At 73.5% G+C, this 17,626-nt stretch carries 11 protein-coding genes and 1 riboswitch; of the genes, 8 read left to right on the forward strand and 3 right to left on the reverse strand.

Annotated elements, in window-relative coordinates; translation table 11 throughout:
• Positions 1-113: 113 nt before the first annotated feature.
• The 3 genes from AC07BF_RS08595 to AC07BF_RS08605 all read left to right on the forward strand — a co-directional run bounded on the left by AC07BF_RS08595 (position 114) and on the right by AC07BF_RS08605 (position 2,976).
• A complete protein-coding gene (locus AC07BF_RS08595) occupies positions 114-983 on the forward strand; it encodes an AraC family transcriptional regulator (RefSeq protein WP_363579127.1) in 870 nt (289 codons plus the stop codon).
• A gap of 243 nt (positions 984-1,226) precedes the next feature.
• Positions 1,227-2,135, forward strand: coding sequence for an NADP-dependent oxidoreductase (locus AC07BF_RS08600; RefSeq protein WP_363579125.1), 909 nt, complete (start codon positions 1,227-1,229; stop codon positions 2,133-2,135).
• Positions 2,136-2,211: 76 nt separating this feature from the next.
• The gene (locus AC07BF_RS08605; RefSeq protein ID WP_400805088.1) at positions 2,212-2,976 is read left to right on the forward strand and encodes a VOC family protein; all 765 of its coding nucleotides are present in this window, start codon (positions 2,212-2,214) and stop codon (positions 2,974-2,976) included.
• A gap of 64 nt (positions 2,977-3,040) precedes the next feature.
• Here AC07BF_RS08605 and lnt read toward each other — a convergent pair whose 3' ends face one another.
• Together lnt and cobN are read right to left on the reverse strand one after the other, a co-directional pair.
• A complete protein-coding gene (gene lnt / locus AC07BF_RS08610) occupies positions 3,041-4,711 on the reverse strand; it encodes an apolipoprotein N-acyltransferase (protein WP_363579121.1) in 1,671 nt (556 codons plus the stop codon).
• Positions 4,712-4,800: 89 nt separating this feature from the next.
• Positions 4,801-8,499, reverse strand: a complete 3,699-nt coding sequence (gene cobN, locus AC07BF_RS08615; protein WP_363579119.1) for a cobaltochelatase subunit CobN — start codon at positions 8,497-8,499, stop codon at positions 4,801-4,803.
• Positions 8,500-8,800: 301 nt separating this feature from the next.
• Positions 8,801-8,886, reverse strand: a riboswitch (cobalamin riboswitch).
• 167 nt (positions 8,887-9,053) lie between these two features.
• Between cobN and AC07BF_RS08620 the strand changes: the two genes are divergently transcribed.
• Genes AC07BF_RS08620 through AC07BF_RS08630 form a run of 3 tightly spaced genes read left to right on the forward strand, consistent with a single transcriptional unit; the run spans position 9,054 to position 12,507 of the window.
• The gene (locus AC07BF_RS08620; protein ID WP_400843578.1) at positions 9,054-10,367 is read left to right on the forward strand and encodes a hypothetical protein; all 1,314 of its coding nucleotides are present in this window, start codon (positions 9,054-9,056) and stop codon (positions 10,365-10,367) included.
• Positions 10,364-10,990: a precorrin-8X methylmutase gene (locus tag AC07BF_RS08625; protein WP_063350072.1), complete on the forward strand. Its 627-nt coding sequence runs from the start codon at positions 10,364-10,366 to the stop codon at positions 10,988-10,990. Before AC07BF_RS08620 ends, AC07BF_RS08625 begins: the two co-directional genes overlap by 4 nt.
• The gene (locus tag AC07BF_RS08630) at positions 10,987-12,507 is read left to right on the forward strand and encodes a precorrin-2 C(20)-methyltransferase (RefSeq protein WP_478333104.1); all 1,521 of its coding nucleotides are present in this window, start codon (positions 10,987-10,989) and stop codon (positions 12,505-12,507) included. The genes AC07BF_RS08625 and AC07BF_RS08630 overlap by 4 nt, the downstream gene beginning before the upstream one ends.
• A gap of 88 nt (positions 12,508-12,595) precedes the next feature.
• Here the strand turns inward: AC07BF_RS08630 and AC07BF_RS08635 are convergent, their stop codons facing one another.
• The gene (locus AC07BF_RS08635; protein ID WP_478333105.1) at positions 12,596-14,335 is read right to left on the reverse strand and encodes a TIGR03767 family metallophosphoesterase; all 1,740 of its coding nucleotides are present in this window, start codon (positions 14,333-14,335) and stop codon (positions 12,596-12,598) included.
• A gap of 398 nt (positions 14,336-14,733) precedes the next feature.
• On the opposite strand from AC07BF_RS08635, the gene AC07BF_RS08640 reads away from it, so the two are divergent.
• Complete coding sequence (locus AC07BF_RS08640) at positions 14,734-15,903, forward strand: cobalt-precorrin-5B (C(1))-methyltransferase (RefSeq protein WP_478333121.1); 1,170 nt, start codon at positions 14,734-14,736, stop codon at positions 15,901-15,903.
• A gap of 137 nt (positions 15,904-16,040) precedes the next feature.
• A complete protein-coding gene (locus tag AC07BF_RS08645; protein WP_363579107.1) occupies positions 16,041-17,570 on the forward strand; it encodes a UDP-N-acetylglucosamine 1-carboxyvinyltransferase in 1,530 nt (509 codons plus the stop codon).
• Positions 17,571-17,626: the final 56 nt, after the last annotated feature.

A 17,626-nucleotide genomic window follows, 5' to 3' on the forward strand; every position in this document is an offset into this window, starting at 1 on the left:
CTGCCGCCCGCCACCCGGCGATCGGTACCCGACCGGATCGGGCACCGATTGTCGGGTGCGGCAGGGTGGGTCCTTCCTACGGTGGTGATCAGTAAGGGAAGGACGGGGTCGGAGTGCTGGAACACCTGAACCGGGCGATGGATCACATCGAACGGAACCTGGACCAGGAGGTCGAGGTCGCCGAGCTGGCCCGGATCGCGATGACGTCGGAGTACCACTTCCGGCGGCTGTTCTCGATGCTCTCCGGGATGCCGCTGTCGGACTACGTCCGGCGCCGGCGGTTGACCGTCGCCGGGGCCGAAGTCCTCGGCGGGGAGCGGACGTTGCTGGAGGTCGCGATCCGGTACGGCTACACCTCGGGGGAGGCGTTCGCCCGGGCGTTCCGGGCGATGCACGGGGTCGGGCCCGGTGAGGCCCGGCGCGAGGGCGCGGTGCTCAAGTCCCAACCCCGGATGTCCTTCCGACTCGTCGTGGAGGGAAGCAGCAGTATGGAATACCGGATCATCGAGCAGCCGGACTTCCGGATCATCGGTCGGCGGGCTCGGGTCCCGCTGGTGCACGAGGGGGTGAACCCGGCCATCGCCTCGTTCATCAAGGGGCTCGGCCAGGAGACCGTCGACCGGATCTCGGCGCTCTCGGGCCGTGAGCCGGAAGGCATCCTCTCGGTCACCGAGTTCTTCTCGGAGAGCCGCGAAGAGGGTGTCGAACTCGACTACTACCACGCGGTGGTGGCGGACGCGGGCACCGTCGTCCCGGACGGCCTGGACGTTCGGGAGGTGCCGGCGGGGACCTGGGCGGCCTTCTCCAACACCGGGACCTTCCCGAAGGCCCTCCAGGAGATGTGGCGGGACGTCTTCACGCAGTGGTTCCCGTCCAATCCGTACGAGTTCCGGCCGGGGCCGGAGATCCTGCGTACCCGGTTCCTGCCGGACGGCCAGGCGGAAGCCCAGCTGTGGATCCCGGTGGCACGGGCGCCGCGCTGACGGACGGCCGTTGACAGCTGACAACTGACAAAAAACAGATGACAGATAACAGATTTCGAAATCTGTTATCTGTCATCTGTTTTTTGTTCGCCCGCCAATGCCCGCCAACGCCCACTGCCGCCGCCCGCCGCCCCGCCCGCCCCCGTTCGGCCCAGCAGCGCCCGCACCCGTCCTCCCCCGCCCGCATGCTGGGGCGGGGGAGGACGGGGGATCGCAGCCGCTACCCGAGGAGTGGGATCACCGATGGCCAAGGCATTCGGCTTCGTCGACTACGGCGGGCCGGAGACACAGGAGTTCCTGGACCGCCCGGCGCTGGAGCCCGGCCCCGGGCAACTGGCGATCGCGGTCGGTGCGGCCGGGGTGAACCCGGTGGACTGGAAGATCCGCACGGGCCTGCTCGGCCGGGAGCGCGAACTCCCCGCCGTCATGGGCCAGGAGGCCTCGGGCGTGGTCCTGCAAGTCGGCCCCGGGGTCACCGGGTTCACCCCGGGCGATGAGGTGTTCGGCCTCGCGGCCGCCGGTGCCTACGCCGAACAGACGCTGATGCTCGCCGAGTTGAGTGCCCTCAAACCCGAGGGTGTCGGCTTCGACCAGGCCGCCGTCCTGCCCGTGTCGGCGGCCACCGCGGACGACGCCGTCCGTGACCTCGGCCTCGGCGCCGGCCGGACGCTGCTGATCCTCGGCATCGCCGGCGGTGTCGGCAGCGCGGCCGCCCAGATCGCCCGCAGTCGCGGCCTGACCGTTCTCGGCACCGCGAGCGACGCCAATCACGCGTACGTGGAGTCCCTCGGGGCGGTGCCGGTCCGCTACGGCGACGGCGTCGCCGAACGGATCGCGGCCGCGGCGCCCGACGGCGTCGACGGCATCCTCGACCTGGTCGGCGGCGACGCCCTGCGGGCCGCCGCCCCCGTGCGCACGGACCGTACGGAACTGGTCAGCACCGCCGACCCGGCCACCGTGGCGGAACTCGGCGGCCGCTACATCACCCGCTCGACGACGTCCGAGACCCTGTCCGCGCTGGCGGCCCTGGTCGCCGCCGGTGAGCTGGACCCGCACATCACCGGCCGCTACCCGCTGGCCCGGGCCGCCGAGGCGCTCGCCTTCGTCGAGTCCGGCCACGCCAGCGGCAAGGTGGTCATCGAAGTCGCTTGACGCGAATCAAGAGTGACGATCAGTCAGTGAAGACCGAGAGATCGAGAACCGAGAGAAGAAGTCGAGAGAAGAAGCCATGAAGCAGAACTCCGTGACCATCGGCGGCCCCTGCTGGGTCGAGCTGGGCACCTCCGACCCGGCCGCCGCCAGCACCTTCTACAGCGAGTTGTTCGGCTGGCGGGCCGAGGCCGATGTGCGCCCCGAGGCCAACGGCTACACCCAGATGTTCCTCGGCGACGCCCCGGCGGCCGCCGTCAGCCCGCGGTTCGCGCCGCAGCAGCCCATCGCCTGGTCGACCTGCTTCGCGGTCACCGACACCGACGCCACGGTCGCGAAGGTCGAGGACGCCGGCGGCAAGGTCCTGAAGGAGCCCACCGACGCGTCCGACCTCGGCCGCTTCGCGGTGGTCGGGGACAGCTCCGGCGCGGTCTTCCTGCTCTGGCAGGCCCGCGCGTTCGCGGGCGCCGGTGTGTTCAACGAGCCGGGCTCGCTCGGCTGGGTGGAACTGCTCACCCGCGACCCGGCCGGTGCGACCGCCTTCTACCCGGCGGTCTTCGGCTGGTCCGTTAGCCCGTCCGAGCAGTACACCCAGTGGGGCCTGGGCGGCGATGACTTCGGCGGCATGCTGGTGATGGACGACCGCTTTCCGCCGCAGGTGCCGCCGCACTGGCTGCCGTACTTCTCGGTCGCCGACGTCGACAACACCGTCGCCCGGGCGAGCGGCCTCGGCGCGGACGTGCTGATGGCGGCCACCGACGTGCCGGGCGGCCCCCGGATCGCCGTGCTGCGCGACCCGCAGGGCGCGTCGTTCGGCGTCTACCTGGCCGGCACCGAGGGCTGACCCGCCGGAGGCCACGCCCCTGCCCACGCCCCTGCCCACGCCCCTGCCGAGGACCCCGCCGCCCTCACGCCGGGCGCCGACTGCGGCTGGAGCGCCACGCCGCCGCCGTCGCGCCCGCCGTGACGAGCAGCGCGCCGATCGGCACCACGTCGCCGATCCGGTCGTACCAGGTCAGCGTCCCGGGCTCGGTGAGCGGCAGTCGGACGGTCAGCGCTCCGGTGCCGTCGGTACCGAGCCGGGCGAGCTCGCGGCCCTGCGCGTCGAAGGCCGCCGACACCCCGGTCAGCGAGGCCTGCACGGCCGGCCGGCCCGTCTCGGCGGCCCGGATCGCCGCCAGCGAGACGTGCTGTTCGGGTGCCCAGGTGTGCTGGAAGGTCGAGGTGGAGGACTGGTAGACCAGCACCCGGGCGCCGTCCCGCGCGGCGGTGCGGGCCAGGTCGGGGAAGGCCGACTCGAAGCAGATCAGCGCGCCGACCGGCAGCGGCCCGCCGGCCCGGTCGGTGGCCGGCAGGACGTGGAAGGCGGTGCCGGGCGCCCGGTTCTCGCCGGCCGCCCGGCTGACGCCGGCGATCCAGCCGAGCACCGGCCGCAGCGGGATGTACTCGCCGAAGGGCACCAGCCGGATCTTGCGGTAGCGGTCCAGCACGCCCGCGGGGGAGACCAGCACCGCGTCCTTGGAGATCCGCCCGTCCGCCTTGCGGGCGTCCTCCCCGGCGATGATCTGGGCCCCCGTGACGGTGGAGAGTTGGCGCAGCCGGTCGAGCGCGGCCGGGTCGCGGTCGAGGTCGGCGGTGGTGCTGCTCTCGCCCCAGACGACCAGGTCCACCGGCTGCCCGCCGAGCGCGGCGGTGGCCCGGGCGCTGGCCTCGAACCGGGCCTGCGGGTCGTCCACGATGCCGGGCTGGACCAGCGCGACGGTGACCGCCCCGGCCGGGGCGGGGGCGTCGCGCAGCGCGAACAGCAGCGGGCCGGCGGCCAGGACCAGGACGGTGGTCAGCGCCGCGAGGGCGCGCGGCCGCCGGTGCACGGCGGTCAGGACGATCAGCACCCCGGTGTTGGCGGCCGCGACGGCCGCGCTGACCAGCCAGATCCCGCCGGTCGAGGCCAGCCCGAGGATCGCCGGGTGCTGCCACTGGGTGGCGCCGAGCAGCGCCCACGGCCCGCCGAGCGCGTCCCAGGAGCGCGCGTACTCGGTGGTCACCCAGACCGCCGGGACGACGAGCAGCGCGAGCAGTGCCCGACGGCCGGTCAGTGGCGGGTGCAGCAGCCGGTGGACGGCGTACCCGAAGCCGCCCTGGAGCGCCCCGAACAGCACGGCGAGCACCGGTAGTCCCGGCCCGATGGACGGGACCAGCCAGTACATCGCGGTCAGGATGAAGCCCGCCCCGAACCACCACCCGCGCACCGCCGCCTCCCGCCCGCCGGGCGCGCGCTGCATCAGCAGCATCCCGGGGACGAGCGCGACCCATGCCAGCCAGGCCTGCCCCGGCGCCGGGAAGGCGAGCACCGGTACGGCCCCGGCCGCCAGGGCACCGAACCGCGCGCGGTAGCGGTGCGGGCGCGCCTGCGGGTGGCCGCCGTTTCCGGGGTGCCCGCCGTGTTCGGGGTGCCCGGGAGGTTCGGGGCGCCGGGGGTGCCCGGGATTCGAGGAGTGTCCGGAGTGCCCGGGGTGATCGGGGTGCGAGGAGTGCGGCGTGCGCCGGGCGGGGCTGGTGAGGGCGAGGCGGCGGGGCATGCCCCGTATTGTCCGCTTGGACGGACTACGCCACCAGTGTTCCTGTCACCCGAATGGGCTACGGGAACACTGGTGGCCACCCCCGTGACTCAGCCCTCGTCGCCCTCCAGGTCCCCCTCGGTCTCCAGGAACGCGGCCTGCAACTGCGCGATCAGCTCCGGGTCGGGCTGCTCCCACAGCCCGCGGCTGGCCGCCTCCAGCAGCCGCTCGCTGATCCCGTGCAGCGCCCACGGGTTGGCGCCGGTCAGGAACTCCCGGTTGACCGGGTCGAGCACGTACTCCTGGGTGAGCTTCTCGTACATCCAGTCCGCGACCACGCCCGTCGTGGCGTCGTAGCCGAACAGGTAGTCCACCGTCGCGGCCATCTCGAACGCGCCCTTGTACCCGTGCCGGCGCATCGCCTCGATCCAGCGCGGGTTGACCACCCGGGCGCGGAAGACGCGGGCGGCCTCCTCGGTCAGCGTCCGGGTGCGGACCGTCTCCGGGCGGGTCGAGTCGCCGATGTAGGCGGTCGGCGCCTTGCCGGTGAGCGCCCGGACGGTGGCCACCATGCCGCCGTGGTACTGGAAGTAGTCGTCCGAGTCGGCGATGTCGTGCTCGCGGGTGTCGGTGTTCTTCGCGGCGACGGTGATGCGCTTGTACGCGGTCTCCATCTCCTCGCGGGCCGGCCGCCCGTCCAGCCCGCGGCCGTAGGCGTAGCCGCCCCAGACCGTGTACACCTCGGCCAGGTCGGCGTCGGTGCGCCAGTCCCGGCTGTCGATCAGCTGGAGCAGGCCCGCGCCGTAGGTGCCCGGGCGGGAGCCGAAGACGCGGACGGTGGCCTTGCGCTCGTCGCCGTGCACCGCGAGGTCGGCCTGGACGTGGGCGCGTACGAAGTTCTGCTCCGCGGGCTCCTCCTGGGCGGCGGCCAGGCGCACCGCGTCGTCCAGCAGGGCGACCACGTGCGGGAAGGCGTCGCGGAAGAAGCCGGAGATGCGCAGCGTCACGTCGATGCGCGGGCGGCCCAGCTCGGCGAGGGTGATCGGCTCCAGGCCGGTGACCCGGCGCGAGGCGTCGTCCCAGACCGGGCGGACGCCGAGCAGGGCGAAGGCCTCGGCGATGTCGTCGCCGGCGGTGCGCATCGCGCTGGTGCCCCACAGCGACAGCCCGACCGAGGGCGGGTAGTCGCCGTCGTTGTCGGCGGTGTACCGCTCGACCAGCGAGGTGGCGAGCGCCTGGCCGGTCTCCCAGGCGAGCTTGCTCGGGACGGCCTTCGGGTCGACGGAGTAGAAGTTGCGGCCGGTCGGCAGCACGTTGACCAGGCCGCGCAGCGGCGAGCCGGACGGCCCGGCCGGGACGAAGCCGCCGCGCAGCGCGTGCAGCACGGCGTCCAGCTCGTCGGTGGTGGCGGCCAGTCGCGGCACCACCTGGGTGGCGGCGAAGGTCAGCACCTCGTGGACGGCCTCCGGCAGCCCGGCGGCGACCTTCTCCACCGCCTCGACCGCCCAGTCCTGCGCCTCCATGGCCTCGACCAGGGCGCGGGCCTGGGCCTCGGCGGCGTCGGTGGCCCCGAGGGTGAGCGCGGCCTCGTCCAGCCCGAGCGCCTCGCGCAGGCCCGGCAGCGCGCTGACACCGCCCCAGATCTGGCGGGCGCGCAGGATGGCGAGCACGATGTTGACCCGGTCGGTGCCGGCCGGCGCCTGGCCGAGGACGTGCAGGCCGTCGCGGATCTGGGCGTCCTTGATCTCGCACAGCCAGCCGTCGACGTGCAGCAGGAAGTCGTCGAAGCCGTCGTCCTCGGGGCGCTCGTCCAGGCCGAGGTCGTGGTCCAGCTTGGCGGCCTGGATGAGGGTCCAGATCTGCGCGCGGATCGCGGGCAGCTTGGCCGGGTCCATCGCGGCGATGTTGGAGTGCTCGTCCAGCAGCTGCTCCAGGCGGGCGATGTCGCCGTAGGAGTCGGCGCGGGCCATCGGCGGGACGAGGTGGTCGACCAGGGTGGCGTGGGCGCGGCGCTTGGCCTGGGTGCCCTCGCCCGGGTCGTTGACCAGGAACGGGTAGATCAGCGGCAGATCGCCCAGGACGGCGTCCGGGCCGCACTCGGCGGACAGCGCGGCGGTCTTGCCGGGCAGCCACTCCAGGTTTCCGTGCTTGCCGAGGTGGATGACGGCGTGCGCGCCGAACCCGCCGTCGGCCTGCGCGACCTCGATCCAGCGGTAGGCGGCCAGGTAGTGGTGGCTCGGCGGCAGGTCGGGGTCGTGGTAGATGGCGACGGGGTTCTCGCCGAAGCCGCGCGGCGGCTGGATCAGGACGAGCAGGTTCCCGGAGCGGATCGCGGCCAGCACGATGTCGCCGTCCGGGTTCTGCGAGCGGTCGACGTAGAGCTCGCCGGGGGCCGGGCCCCAGTGCTCCTCGACCTGCTCGCGCAGCGCCTGGGGGAGCGTGGCGTACCAGCGGCGGTAGTCGGCGGCGGGGATGCGCACCGGGTTGCGGGCCAGCTGGTCCTCGGTGAGCCAGTCCTGGTCGTAGCCGCCGGCGGCGATCAGGGCGTGGATCAGGGCGTCGCCCTCGTGGGAGGCGTCGAGCGAGGAGTCCTGGGACGCGTCGTGGGAGCCCTTGCGGGAGCCGTCGGAGGACGCGTCGTGGGAGCCGTCGTGGCCGTCCCCGTTCGTTCCGTCCACCCCGGGGAGGTCCGAACCCAGGTCCATGCCCTCCGCGCGCAGCCGGTTCAGCAGGCGGATCGCGCTGGCCGGGGTGTCCAGGCCGACGGCGTTGCCGACCCGGGCGTGCTTGGTCGGGTAGGCGGACAGCACGAGCGCGAGGCGGCGCTCGGCGGCCGGGATGTGCCGCAGCCGGGCGTGCTTGACGGCGGTGCCGGCCACCCGGGCGGCGCGCTCCGGGTCGGCGGCGTAGACGGTGAGGCCGTCCTCGTCCAGCTCCTTGAAGGAGAACGGGACGCTGATCAGCCGGCCGTCGAACTCCGGCACCGCGATCTGGGTGGCGGTGTCCAGCGGGGACAGGCCGTCGTCGCTGGCCTCCCACTGGGCGCGTGACCAGGTGAGGCAGAGCGCCTGGAGGATCGGCCGGTCCAGGGCGGCGAGCGCGCCCGCGTCCCAGGCCTCCTCGTCGCCGCCGGCCTGCGCGTCCGCCGGGCGGGTGCCGCCGGCGGCGAGCACGGTGGTGACGAGCGCGTCGGCCTCGCCGAGCGCGGCCAGCAGTTCGGGCTCGGCGCCGCGCAGCGAGGCGCAGTAGTAGGCCCTGGCCTGCGCGCCCTGGTCCTCGATCGCCCGGCAGAGCGTCTCGACGAAGGCGGTGTTGCCGCTCATGTGGTGGGCGCGGTAGTAGAGCACCGCGACCGTCGGGCCGTCCTGCGTACGGGCTTCGCGCTCCAGCGGCCCCCAGGCCGGGGCGGAGGCGGGCGGGGCGAAGCCGTGGCCGGTCAGCAGCACGGTGTCGGAGAGGAAGGCGGCCAGCTCGGCGAGGTTGGCGGCGCCGCCGTGCGCGAGGTAGGCGTGCGCCTCGGCGGCGATGCCGGCCGGGACGGTGGACAGCTCCATCAGCTGGGCGTCGGGGGCCTGTTCACCGGTCAGCACGATCACCGGGCGGGGGCCGGCCAGCAGCGTGTCCAGGCCCTCCTGCCAGGCGCGGCGACCGCCGAGCAGGCGGACCACGACGAGGTCGGTGCCCTCCAGCAGCGCGGGCAGGTCCTCGGGTGTGAGCCGGGCCGGGTTGCCGAGCCGGTAGCGGACCGGGCCCTCGGCGGCGCGGGCACTGAGCAGGTCGGTGTCGGACGTCGACAGCAGCAGGATCATGCGAAGGCCCTCCCGGCCTCGGAGCCGCCCCGAGCCGAAGGGCGCGCCGGCGTGGAAAGTGACGAGTGACGAGCGACGGACGAAAACGCGTGGTGCGCGGCGGACGAAGGCGCGTGGCATCTGGCGGACGAAAGCGAGCGACGGCGCGTGGCCGGCGACCGAAGGGGCGCCGAGGCGTCGGCGAAGCGCCCGGAGTCGGGCGGGCGTGAGGCGCCCGGGGACCCGGGCGCGGGCATGCGGCAGCGCATTGCTCTTCGAGCCTTCCTCGGGGTCCGCGCCCCGGGCCGGTGGAGGACGGCAGGAGTTCCTGGCTCCCGCGGCCGTCCGGTCTCCCGGTGAACCGCGGTCACAGTGGCGGGACCGCACCGGGCTTGCACCGGTTTCCTCCCCTGCGCCGTCGCTGGCGTGCGGACGGCCCGCGGGGACCGTCCGCCAGCATCGTACGGGGTGCGGCTGACCTGGGGGAGGGCGATCCCGGGGAGGCCGCCCGGAGCGCCCGGGGTGTGAGGCGACGGACAAAGGCAACCGATCGGATCATCTGTATGCTCGCGGCCATGCCACCGACACCCGACGCCACCGCGCCGGGCGCCGCGGTGCCCGACCGGGGGCGCGCGGACGCCTGCCCAGGGGCCCTTCGTCTACACCCGGCCGACGACGGCGCCCTGGCCCGGGTCCGCCTGCCCGGCGGCCTGCTGACGGTCCGTCAGGCGCTGGCGCTGGCCGACGCCGCCGAGGCGCTCGGCGACGGCGAACTGGAGACCACCTCCCGCGGCAACGTCCAACTCCGCGGCCTGGCTTCGCACTGCGGGGCCGAACTCGCCGAACGGCTGCGCGCCGTCGGCCTGCTGCCCTCGGACACGCACGAACGGGTCCGCAACATCGTGGCCTCCCCGCTCGCCGGGCTCGACGGACACGGCTTCGCCGACGTGCAGGCCTGGGTGCGGGAGCTGGACGCGCGGCTGTGCGCGAGCGACTGGGCGGCCGGACTCTCCGGCAAGTTCCTGTTCGCGCTGGACGACGGGCGGGGCGACGTCGCCGCGTTCGACGCCGATGTGACATTGATCGCAGGCCCGGACGGGTCGGCGCTGCTGCGCCTCGGACGGGCCGCCCACGGGCGTCCGGTGCCGGCAGGGCAGGAGGTGACGGCCGTGCTCGACGCGGCCCGGACCTTCCTGGACGTGCTGCGGGAGAGCGGGCGCAAGGCCTGGCACCTGCGCGAGGTCCCCGAGCTGCTGCCGGCCGGGCCCGTGCCGGTGCCCGCTTTCGCCGGGGCCGCGCCCGCGGTCGGCGTGGTCCCTACGGCCGGTGTGGTCCGGACGGTCGGCCCGCTCGCCACGGTGGCGGGCGGGGCCGTGGCGGGCGGGCTGTCGGTGGGCATGCGCTTCGGCCGGGCCGGTGCCGCGCAGTGGCGGGAACTCGCGGGCGCCTGCGCCGGGGAGATCCGGCTGACGCCCTGGCGCGGCGCGGTGCTGCCGGGGGCGCCGGCCGACCGGCTGCCCGCGCTGGCGGCGGCCGGGTTCCGGACCGCGCCCGGCTCGCCCTGGGAGCGGGCCACCGCCTGCACCGGGCTGCCGGGGTGCGCCAACTCGCGGGCCGACGTCCGGGCCGACGCGGCGCGGGCGCTCGATGCGGCGGCCGTCGCCGGGAGCCCGCCGGTTATGGGCCTTCCGGCCGCCGGTCTCCCGGTGCACTGGTCGGGGTGTGAACGGCGCTGCGGTCATCCGGCCGGGCGGTGGGTGGACGTGCTCGCCACTGGGCAGGGCTACCGGGTGACGGTGAACGGTCCGGCGTCCGCCGGGGCGGCCGTGGACGTGACGAACGAGGAGATGGCCGAGGCGGTCGCCGAGGCCAGGAGGACCACGAAGTGATCGAGTACGAGAAGGACGGCGCGTCCATCTACCGCCAGTCCTTTGCCACCATCCGTGCGGAGGCCGACCTGGCCGCCCTCCCGGCGGACGTCTCCCAGGTCGCGGTGCGGATGATCCACGCCTGCGGGATGGTCGACCTGGTCGAGGACCTGGTGTACTCGCCGGGCGTGGTCGCCTCCGCGCGCGCGGCGCTGCGGGCCGGGGCGCCGATCCTGTGCGACGTGAACATGGTGGCGAGCGGCGTCACCCGCAAGCGGCTGCCCGCCGACAACGAGGTCGTGTGCACCCTCACCGACCCGTCCGTGCCGGAACTCGCCCGGAAGATGGGCAACACCCGCAGCGCCGCCGCCATGGAACTGTGGCTGCCCCGGCTGGAGGGCGCGGTGGTGGCCGTCGGCAACGCGCCGACCTCGCTGTTCCGGCTGCTGGAGATGATCGAGGCCGGTGCGCCGCGCCCGGCCGCGGTGATCGGCGTCCCGGTCGGCTTCATCGGCGCCGCCGAATCCAAGCAGGCCCTGGCCGAGCACCCGTCCGGCCTGGAGCACCTGGTGGTGCGCGGCCGGCGCGGTGGCAGCGCGATCGCCGCCGCCGCCGTCAACGCGATTGCGAGCGAAGAAGAGTGACGGATCGTCAGACCCCTGGTGTCGGCCGGCTCTACGGCGTCGGGCTCGGCCCCGGCGACCCGTCGCTGGTGACCGTCCGGGCGGCCGAACTCATCGGCAAGGCCGACGTGGTGGCCTACCACAGTGCCCGGCACGGCCGGTCCATCGCCCGTTCGATCGCCGAGCGCTATCTGACGGGTGGTCAGGTAGAGGAGAAGCTGGTCTACCCGATCACGGTCGAGACCACCGACCACCCGGGCGGCTACCGGGGCGCGCTGGACGACTTCTACGAGGAGGCCGCCGCCCGGCTGGCCGCCCACCTGGACGCCGGCCGCGACGTCGTGGTCCTCGCCGAGGGCGACCCGCTGTTCTACGGCTCGTACCAGCACATGCACAAGCGGCTCGCGCACCGCTACCCGACCGAGGTGGTGCCGGGTGTGACCTCCGTCAGCGCCGCGGCCGCCCGGCTCGGCCAGCCGCTGACCGAGGCCGAGGAGACGCTCACCGTCATCCCGGGCACGCTGCCCGAGGAGGAGCTGACGGCGCGGATCGCCGCCGCCGACTCCGCCGTGATCATGAAGCTGGGGCGCACCTTCCCGGCCGTCCGGCGGGCGCTGGAGCGGGCCGGACGGCTCGACGACGCGCAGTACGTCGAGCGCGCGTTCATGGACGGGGAGCGCATCCTGCCGCTCGCGGAGGTCGAGGGCGAGACCGTCCCGTACTTCTCGGTGGCGGTGCTGCCGAGCAAGGTCGCGCCGCTGGAGCCGGTGGAGCGGCGGACGGACGGTGCCGGCGCGGTGGCCGTCATCGGCACCGGTCCGGCCGGGCCGCTCTGGCTCACCCCCGAGGCGCGCGGCGTCCTGGCCGAGGCGACCGACCTGGTCGGCTACACCACCTACCTGGACCGGGTGCCCGAGCGGCCGGGGCAGCGGCGGCACGCTTCGGACAACAAGGTGGAGTCGGAGCGCGCCGAGTACGCCCTCGAACTGGCCCGCCGCGGGCACAAGGTCGCGGTGGTGTCCTCGGGCGACCCGGGCGTCTTCGCGATGGCCACCGCCGTCCTGGAGGTCGCCTGCGAGGAGGCCTACCGGGACGTCCCGGTGCGGATCGTCCCGGGGATGACCGCGGCCCACGCGGCCGCCTCCCGGGCCGGCGCCCCGCTCGGGCACGACTACGCGGTGGTGTCGCTGTCGGACCGGCTCAAGCCCTGGGACGTGGTGGCCCGCAGGCTGCACGCGGCGGCCGAGGCGGACCTGGTGCTCGCGCTCTACAACCCGGGCTCGAAGTCGCGCACCACGCAGGTCGCCCTCGCCCGGGACCTACTGCTGGAGTACCGCGCGCCCGAGACGCCGGTGGTGATGGCGCGCGACGTCGGCGGGCCGACCGAGCGCGTGCGGATCGTCCGGTTGGGCGAGCTGGATCCGGCGCTGGTCGACATGCGGACGATCCTGCTGATCGGCTCCTCGCAGACCCGGGCGGTCGAGCGGGGCGGCGGCGTGGAGGTCGTCTGGACGCCGCGGCGGTACCCGGAGGAGTAGCGGGCGACGACTGACAGATGACAGCTAACAGATTTCATCATCTGTTAGCTGTCATCTGTTTTCTGTTACTTGTTCGCCGCTGCCTCCGTCACCGGGTCGGCTTGGCGATCACCAGCTCCGTGTTGTGGTCCTCGCCCGCGCCCAGCAGCGCCGCCGGCCGGCCGTTCGGGTCGTTGTACGACAGTTCGCGGTACAGCGCGGCGAGGTTGGCGTCCGAGGCGCTGCCGAAGTCCGTGCCGTACGGTGCGGAGGACTCGATCAGCGTCGTGAACAGGGAGAGCGTGCCGTCCCCGTTGTCCGCGATCTCGATGATGCGCCCGTGCTGCGGGTAGTCGATGTGCGAGGCGGTGTTGATCTCCCAGAACGCCCGCTCCGGCACGGCGTGGCCGTGCGCCGTGACCTTGTTCATGTGGGTGTGCCCGTTCACCCACGCGATCACGTTCGGGTAGCGCTGGAGCAGCGCCACCAGTTCGTTGCCGTCGTGCCGCTTCTCGAAGATGTTGCGCGGGTCGGGCAGCAGGTTGCCCATGGTGGTGCTCGTGTGGTGGCTGAACAGGAGGATCACCTCGTCCGTGCTGCCGCCCGTCACCTTGCGTCCGTCGGTGTCGTACCAGTGCCCGCTGTGCGCCTTCAACTGCTGCTCCAGCCAGCGCAGTTGCGCGGTGCCCAGTGAACCGTCCGCGAATCCGGCCTGGTTGGTGGTGTCCAGGCTGATGCCGACCACCTTCTCCGAGATGCGGAAGGTGTAGTAGAGCCTGCCGCTGCCCACCATGTCCGAGGTGAAACCGTGCCCGTACGGGCCGGCGCCGGTGTGCGCCGGGTTCAGGTGGGCCTTGGCGAACTCCTTGAGCGTGAACGGCCGTCGGCGCTCGTCCGGGGTGATCCGGCGCACCGCGTCGCCGCTCGCGAGCAGCTTCGCGAGCAGGAGCGCGGCGCCGGCCGGGTCGCGGCGCAGCGAGTCCATCAGCTGGGCCGCGTCCGCGTCGTTGCAGCCCTCCAGCTTGTACTGGCCGGTGTAGAGGTCGTTCAGCAGCCCGAGGTCCGGCAGCGAACCCTCAAGGCTGTCGTCGTGGTTGCCGACTGTCGTGTACCAGGGCGTACGCAGGCCCGGCGCGTCGAACGGCCGGCCGGCGGCGTCGAGGAAGCCCGGTATCTGCGGGAAGCCCTTCGCCTTGTAGCCGTCGCTGTAGGTGAGTTCGGGGTTCCAGTAGGCGGCGTTGCCCGAGTTCTGCACGCCTTCGTAGCGGTTCGGGTCGCCGGTGTTCTGGGCGAGTCGGCCGCCGCCCATGACGGTGAGGTACCAGTCGAGTTCGGCCTGCTCGTGGTTGTCGGTGTTGTCGCCGGTGGCCATCACCATGCTGAACGGCATCCCGGTGTAGGGGCCGCCGTCGAGCGCGTTGACCCGCTCGACGAGGGCCGAGACGCCGCGGGCGTTCAGGGCCTCCTGCGGTCGGTACGCGCTGCCGTTGAACCGGGCCAGGTACTCGAATCGCACCGGGGACTCGGTGTCCACCAGGTGCAGGTCGCTGAACTGGACGAAGCTGGCCAGCCCGGTCCGCCGGTCGTCCCGCCCGGTGCCCGGCGCCGCCAGGTCGCCGCGTACCACCAGCGGCCAGCCCGGCCCGGCCGTCAGTCGCTTGTACCCGCCGGTGCCGACGGGCGTGGCCACCTGGTCGAGCGTGGTGCCTGTCGTCCTGACCGCCCGCGCGGCGGTGGCCGCCAGTGCGCGCTCGCGCTCCGCCGCCGAGGCGAACTGCCCGCCGCCCAGCGACAAGGCCGACCAGGCGGCGGCCACCGACGTACCGGTGAGGAACGTGCGCCGACTCATCCCTGCCACAAGAACCCCCACATGCTGATGGCCCGGCCGGACAACCCGGACACCGGACCCCGTGTCATGAACCCGCCTCTGGCGGACCGCCAGATTACTCACTGGTAGGCACGAGGTGCGAGGCCCGTGCGGAGAACTCTTCGGGAACGCGGGGCAGCGGCCACTCCCCGACTCGGACACCGGGTCGCGGGGCCCTGCTGACCGCCCCCGGTCGGGGCGCGGTCAGGCGAATGGGGGAAAATCGGTACCGACGGTCGGTGCGGCCGCACCTCAACGGAGTCGGAAGCGAGACGCAGGTGGCCGAAGCGGGAGCCGAAGCGGGAGCCGAAGCGGGAGTCGAGGCCGGGGGCAAGGCCGGGGCCGAAGCGGCGGCCGAGGCCGGGGGCCGGGCCGGCCAGCTGAAGAGCAGCGGCCTGCGGCACGGCTGGACCACGGGCGCCTGCGCCACCGCCGCCACCAAGGCCGCGTACACCGCGCTGCTCACCGGCGAGTTCCCGGACCCGGTGACCATCACCCTCCCCAAGGGCCAGCAGCCGGCCTTCGCCCTCGCCGCCGAGGAGCTCACCGCCGAGGAACTCGCCCCCAGGGCCGGGGGACTGGCCGCCGGAGTCCTCGCGGCCGGAGGTCGAGCCGCCGTCCCGCCCGAGCCGGCGAGCGCGATGGCCGCCGTGGTCAAGGACGCCGGCGACGATCCCGACGTCACCCACGGCGCGCTGATCCGCTCGACGGTGCGGGTCGGCGAGCCCGGCGCCGGAGTGGTGTTCCGGGCCGGACCGGGGGTGGGGACGGTCACCAAGGCGGGCCTGCCGCTGCCCGTCGGCGAGCCCGCGATCAACCCGGTGCCCCGGCAGATGATCCGCGACGCCGTGGCGGAGGTGGCCGCCGCGCACGGCGGCAGCGGGGACGTGGTGGTCGAGATCTCCGTGGACCACGGCGAGGAGATCGCCCGTTCCACCTGGAATCCACGGCTGGGCATCCTCGGGGGCCTGTCCATCCTCGGCACCACCGGCATCGTCGTCCCCTACTCCTGCTCCGCCTGGATCGACTCCATCCGCCGCGGCGTGGACGTGGCCCGGGCGGCGGGCCGCACCCACGTGGCCGGCTGTACCGGCTCGACCTCCGAGAAGGTCGCCGTCGCCGTGCACGGACTGCCCGAGGACGCGCTGCTCGACATGGGCGACTTCGCGGGCGCCGTCCTCAAGTACCTCAAGCGCCACCCGGTGCCCCGGCTGACGATCGCGGGCGGCTTCGCCAAGCTGTCCAAGCTCGCCGCCGGCCACCTCGACCTGCACTCGGCGCGCTCCCAGGTGGACAAGGGGTACCTGGCAGAACTGGCGCGGCGCGGCGGGGCCGACGGGGTGTTGGCCGAGGCGGTGGCCGCCGCCAACACCGGGTTGGAGGCGGTGCAGTTGTGCCGGGCGGCCGGGGTGCCGCTGGGCGATCTGGTCGCCGAGGCGGCGCGGGCGACGGCGCTCGGCGTGCTGGTCGGTTCGCCGGTGGCGGTGGACGTCATCTGCATCGACCGCGCGGGCACCGTCGTCGGCCGGGCGGAGCCGCTCGGGCCGTGACGCTCTCACAGAATCGCGGCAATACCGCCTGGTGATGTGAAGATCTGACGTTCATACGGGGCGAGAAACGGACAAAAGGAGTGTCGCACCCACCCCCGGCTCTGTTGTCATCTCAACCATGAGATATGGTCTGGCGAGTGACAGGCGACTACCTCACCCGTATCGGCACCCTCATCCGTACCGCCCGCCAGCACCGCGGCTGGTCCCAGGCGCAGCTCGGCGAGGCCCTCGGCACCAGCCAGAGCGCGGTCAACCGCATCGAGCAGGGCAAGCAGAACGTCAGCCTTGAGATGATCGCGCGCATCGGCGAAGCCCTCGACAGCGAGATCGTCTCCCTCGGCTACTCCGGCCCGATGCACCTGCGGGTCGCCGGCGGCACCCGACTCTCCGGCGCCATCGACGTCCGCAGCAGCAAGAACGCCTGCGTCGCGATCCTCTGCGCCTCACTGCTGACCACCGGACGCACCACGCTGCGCAGCGTCGCCCGGATCGAAGAGGTCTACCGCATCCTCGAGGTGCTCACCAGCATCGGCGTCAAGAGCCGCTGGACCAACGACGGCCGCGACCTCGAACTCACCCCGCCCGCCGAGCTCGACCTCGCGGCGATGGACGTCGAGGCGGCCCGCCGCACCCGCAGCGTGCTGATGTTCCTCGGCCCGCTGATGCACCGCGCCAGCCGCTTCGCCATCCCGTACGCGGGCGGCTGCGACCTCGGCACCCGCACCGTCGAGCCGCACCTGACCGCGCTGCGCCGCTTCGGGCTGGAGGTCGCCACCACCGGCGGCGCCTACCACGCCTCGGTCGAGCCGGGCACCCCGCTGGACCGTCCGATCGTGCTGACCGAGCGCGGGGACACCGTCACCGAGAACGCCCTGCTGGCCGCCGCCCGGCACGACGGCGTCAGCGTCATCCGCAACGCCTCGCCCAACTACATGGTCCAGGACCTGTGCTTCTTCCTGGAGAAGCTGGGCGTGCGGATCGAGGGCATCGGCACCACCACCCTCACCGTCCACGGCGTCCCGGAGATCACCTGCGACGTCGACTACACCCCGGCCGAGGACCCGGTGGAGGCGATGAGCCTGCTCGCCGCCGCCGTCGTCACCTCCTCCGAGCTGACGATCCGCCGGGTGCCGATCGAGTTCCTGGAGATCGAACTCGCGGTGCTGGAGGGGATGGGCCTCGACTACGACCGGACCCCCGAGTACCGGGCCCACAACGGCCACACCCGCCTGGTCGACCTCACCGTGCGCCCGTCCAAGCTGACCGCGCCGATCGACACCATCCACCCGATGCCGTTCCCCGGCATCAACATCGACAACGTGCCGTTCTTCGCGGCCATCGCCGCGGCCGCCCACGGCACCACGATGATCCACGACTGGGTCTACGACAACCGTGCGATCTACCTCACCGAGCTGACCCGCCTCGGCGCCGACGTCAAGCTCCTCGACCCGCACCGCGTCCTGGTCCAGGGCCCCACCCGCTGGCGCGCCGCCGAGATGATGTGCCCGCCGGCGCTCCGCCCCGCGGTCGTCATCCTCCTCGCGATGCTCGCCGCCCAGGGCACCTCCGTCCTGCGCAACGTCTACGTCATCAACCGCGGCTACGAGGACCTCGCCGAGCGCCTCAACTCCATCGGCGCGCAGATCGAGACCTTCCGCGACATCTGATCCGATCCGGATCCGAATGGCAGTCGGATGGCCGACCGGCCCCACGCGTTGGGGCT

The sequence above is a fragment of the Kitasatospora sp. NPDC043950 genome (assembly GCF_056435345.1).

Bases quoted from the DNA above. Each gene is read 5' to 3' on its own strand.
- AC07BF_RS08605 (WP_400805088.1), top strand. From the start codon at position 2,212: ATGAAGCAGAACTCCGTGACCATCGGCGGCCCCTGCTGGGTCGAGCTG.
- AC07BF_RS08600 (WP_363579125.1), top strand. From the start codon at position 1,227: ATGGCCAAGGCATTCGGCTTCGTCGACTACGGCGGGCCGGAGACACAG.
- AC07BF_RS08620 (WP_400843578.1), top strand. From the start codon at position 9,054: ATGCCACCGACACCCGACGCCACCGCGCCGGGCGCCGCGGTGCCCGAC.
- lnt (WP_363579121.1), bottom strand. From the start codon at position 4,711: ATGCCCCGCCGCCTCGCCCTCACCAGCCCCGCCCGGCGCACGCCGCAC.
- AC07BF_RS08635 (WP_478333105.1), bottom strand. From the start codon at position 14,335: ATGAGTCGGCGCACGTTCCTCACCGGTACGTCGGTGGCCGCCGCCTGG.
- cobN (WP_363579119.1), bottom strand. From the start codon at position 8,499: ATGATCCTGCTGCTGTCGACGTCCGACACCGACCTGCTCAGTGCCCGC.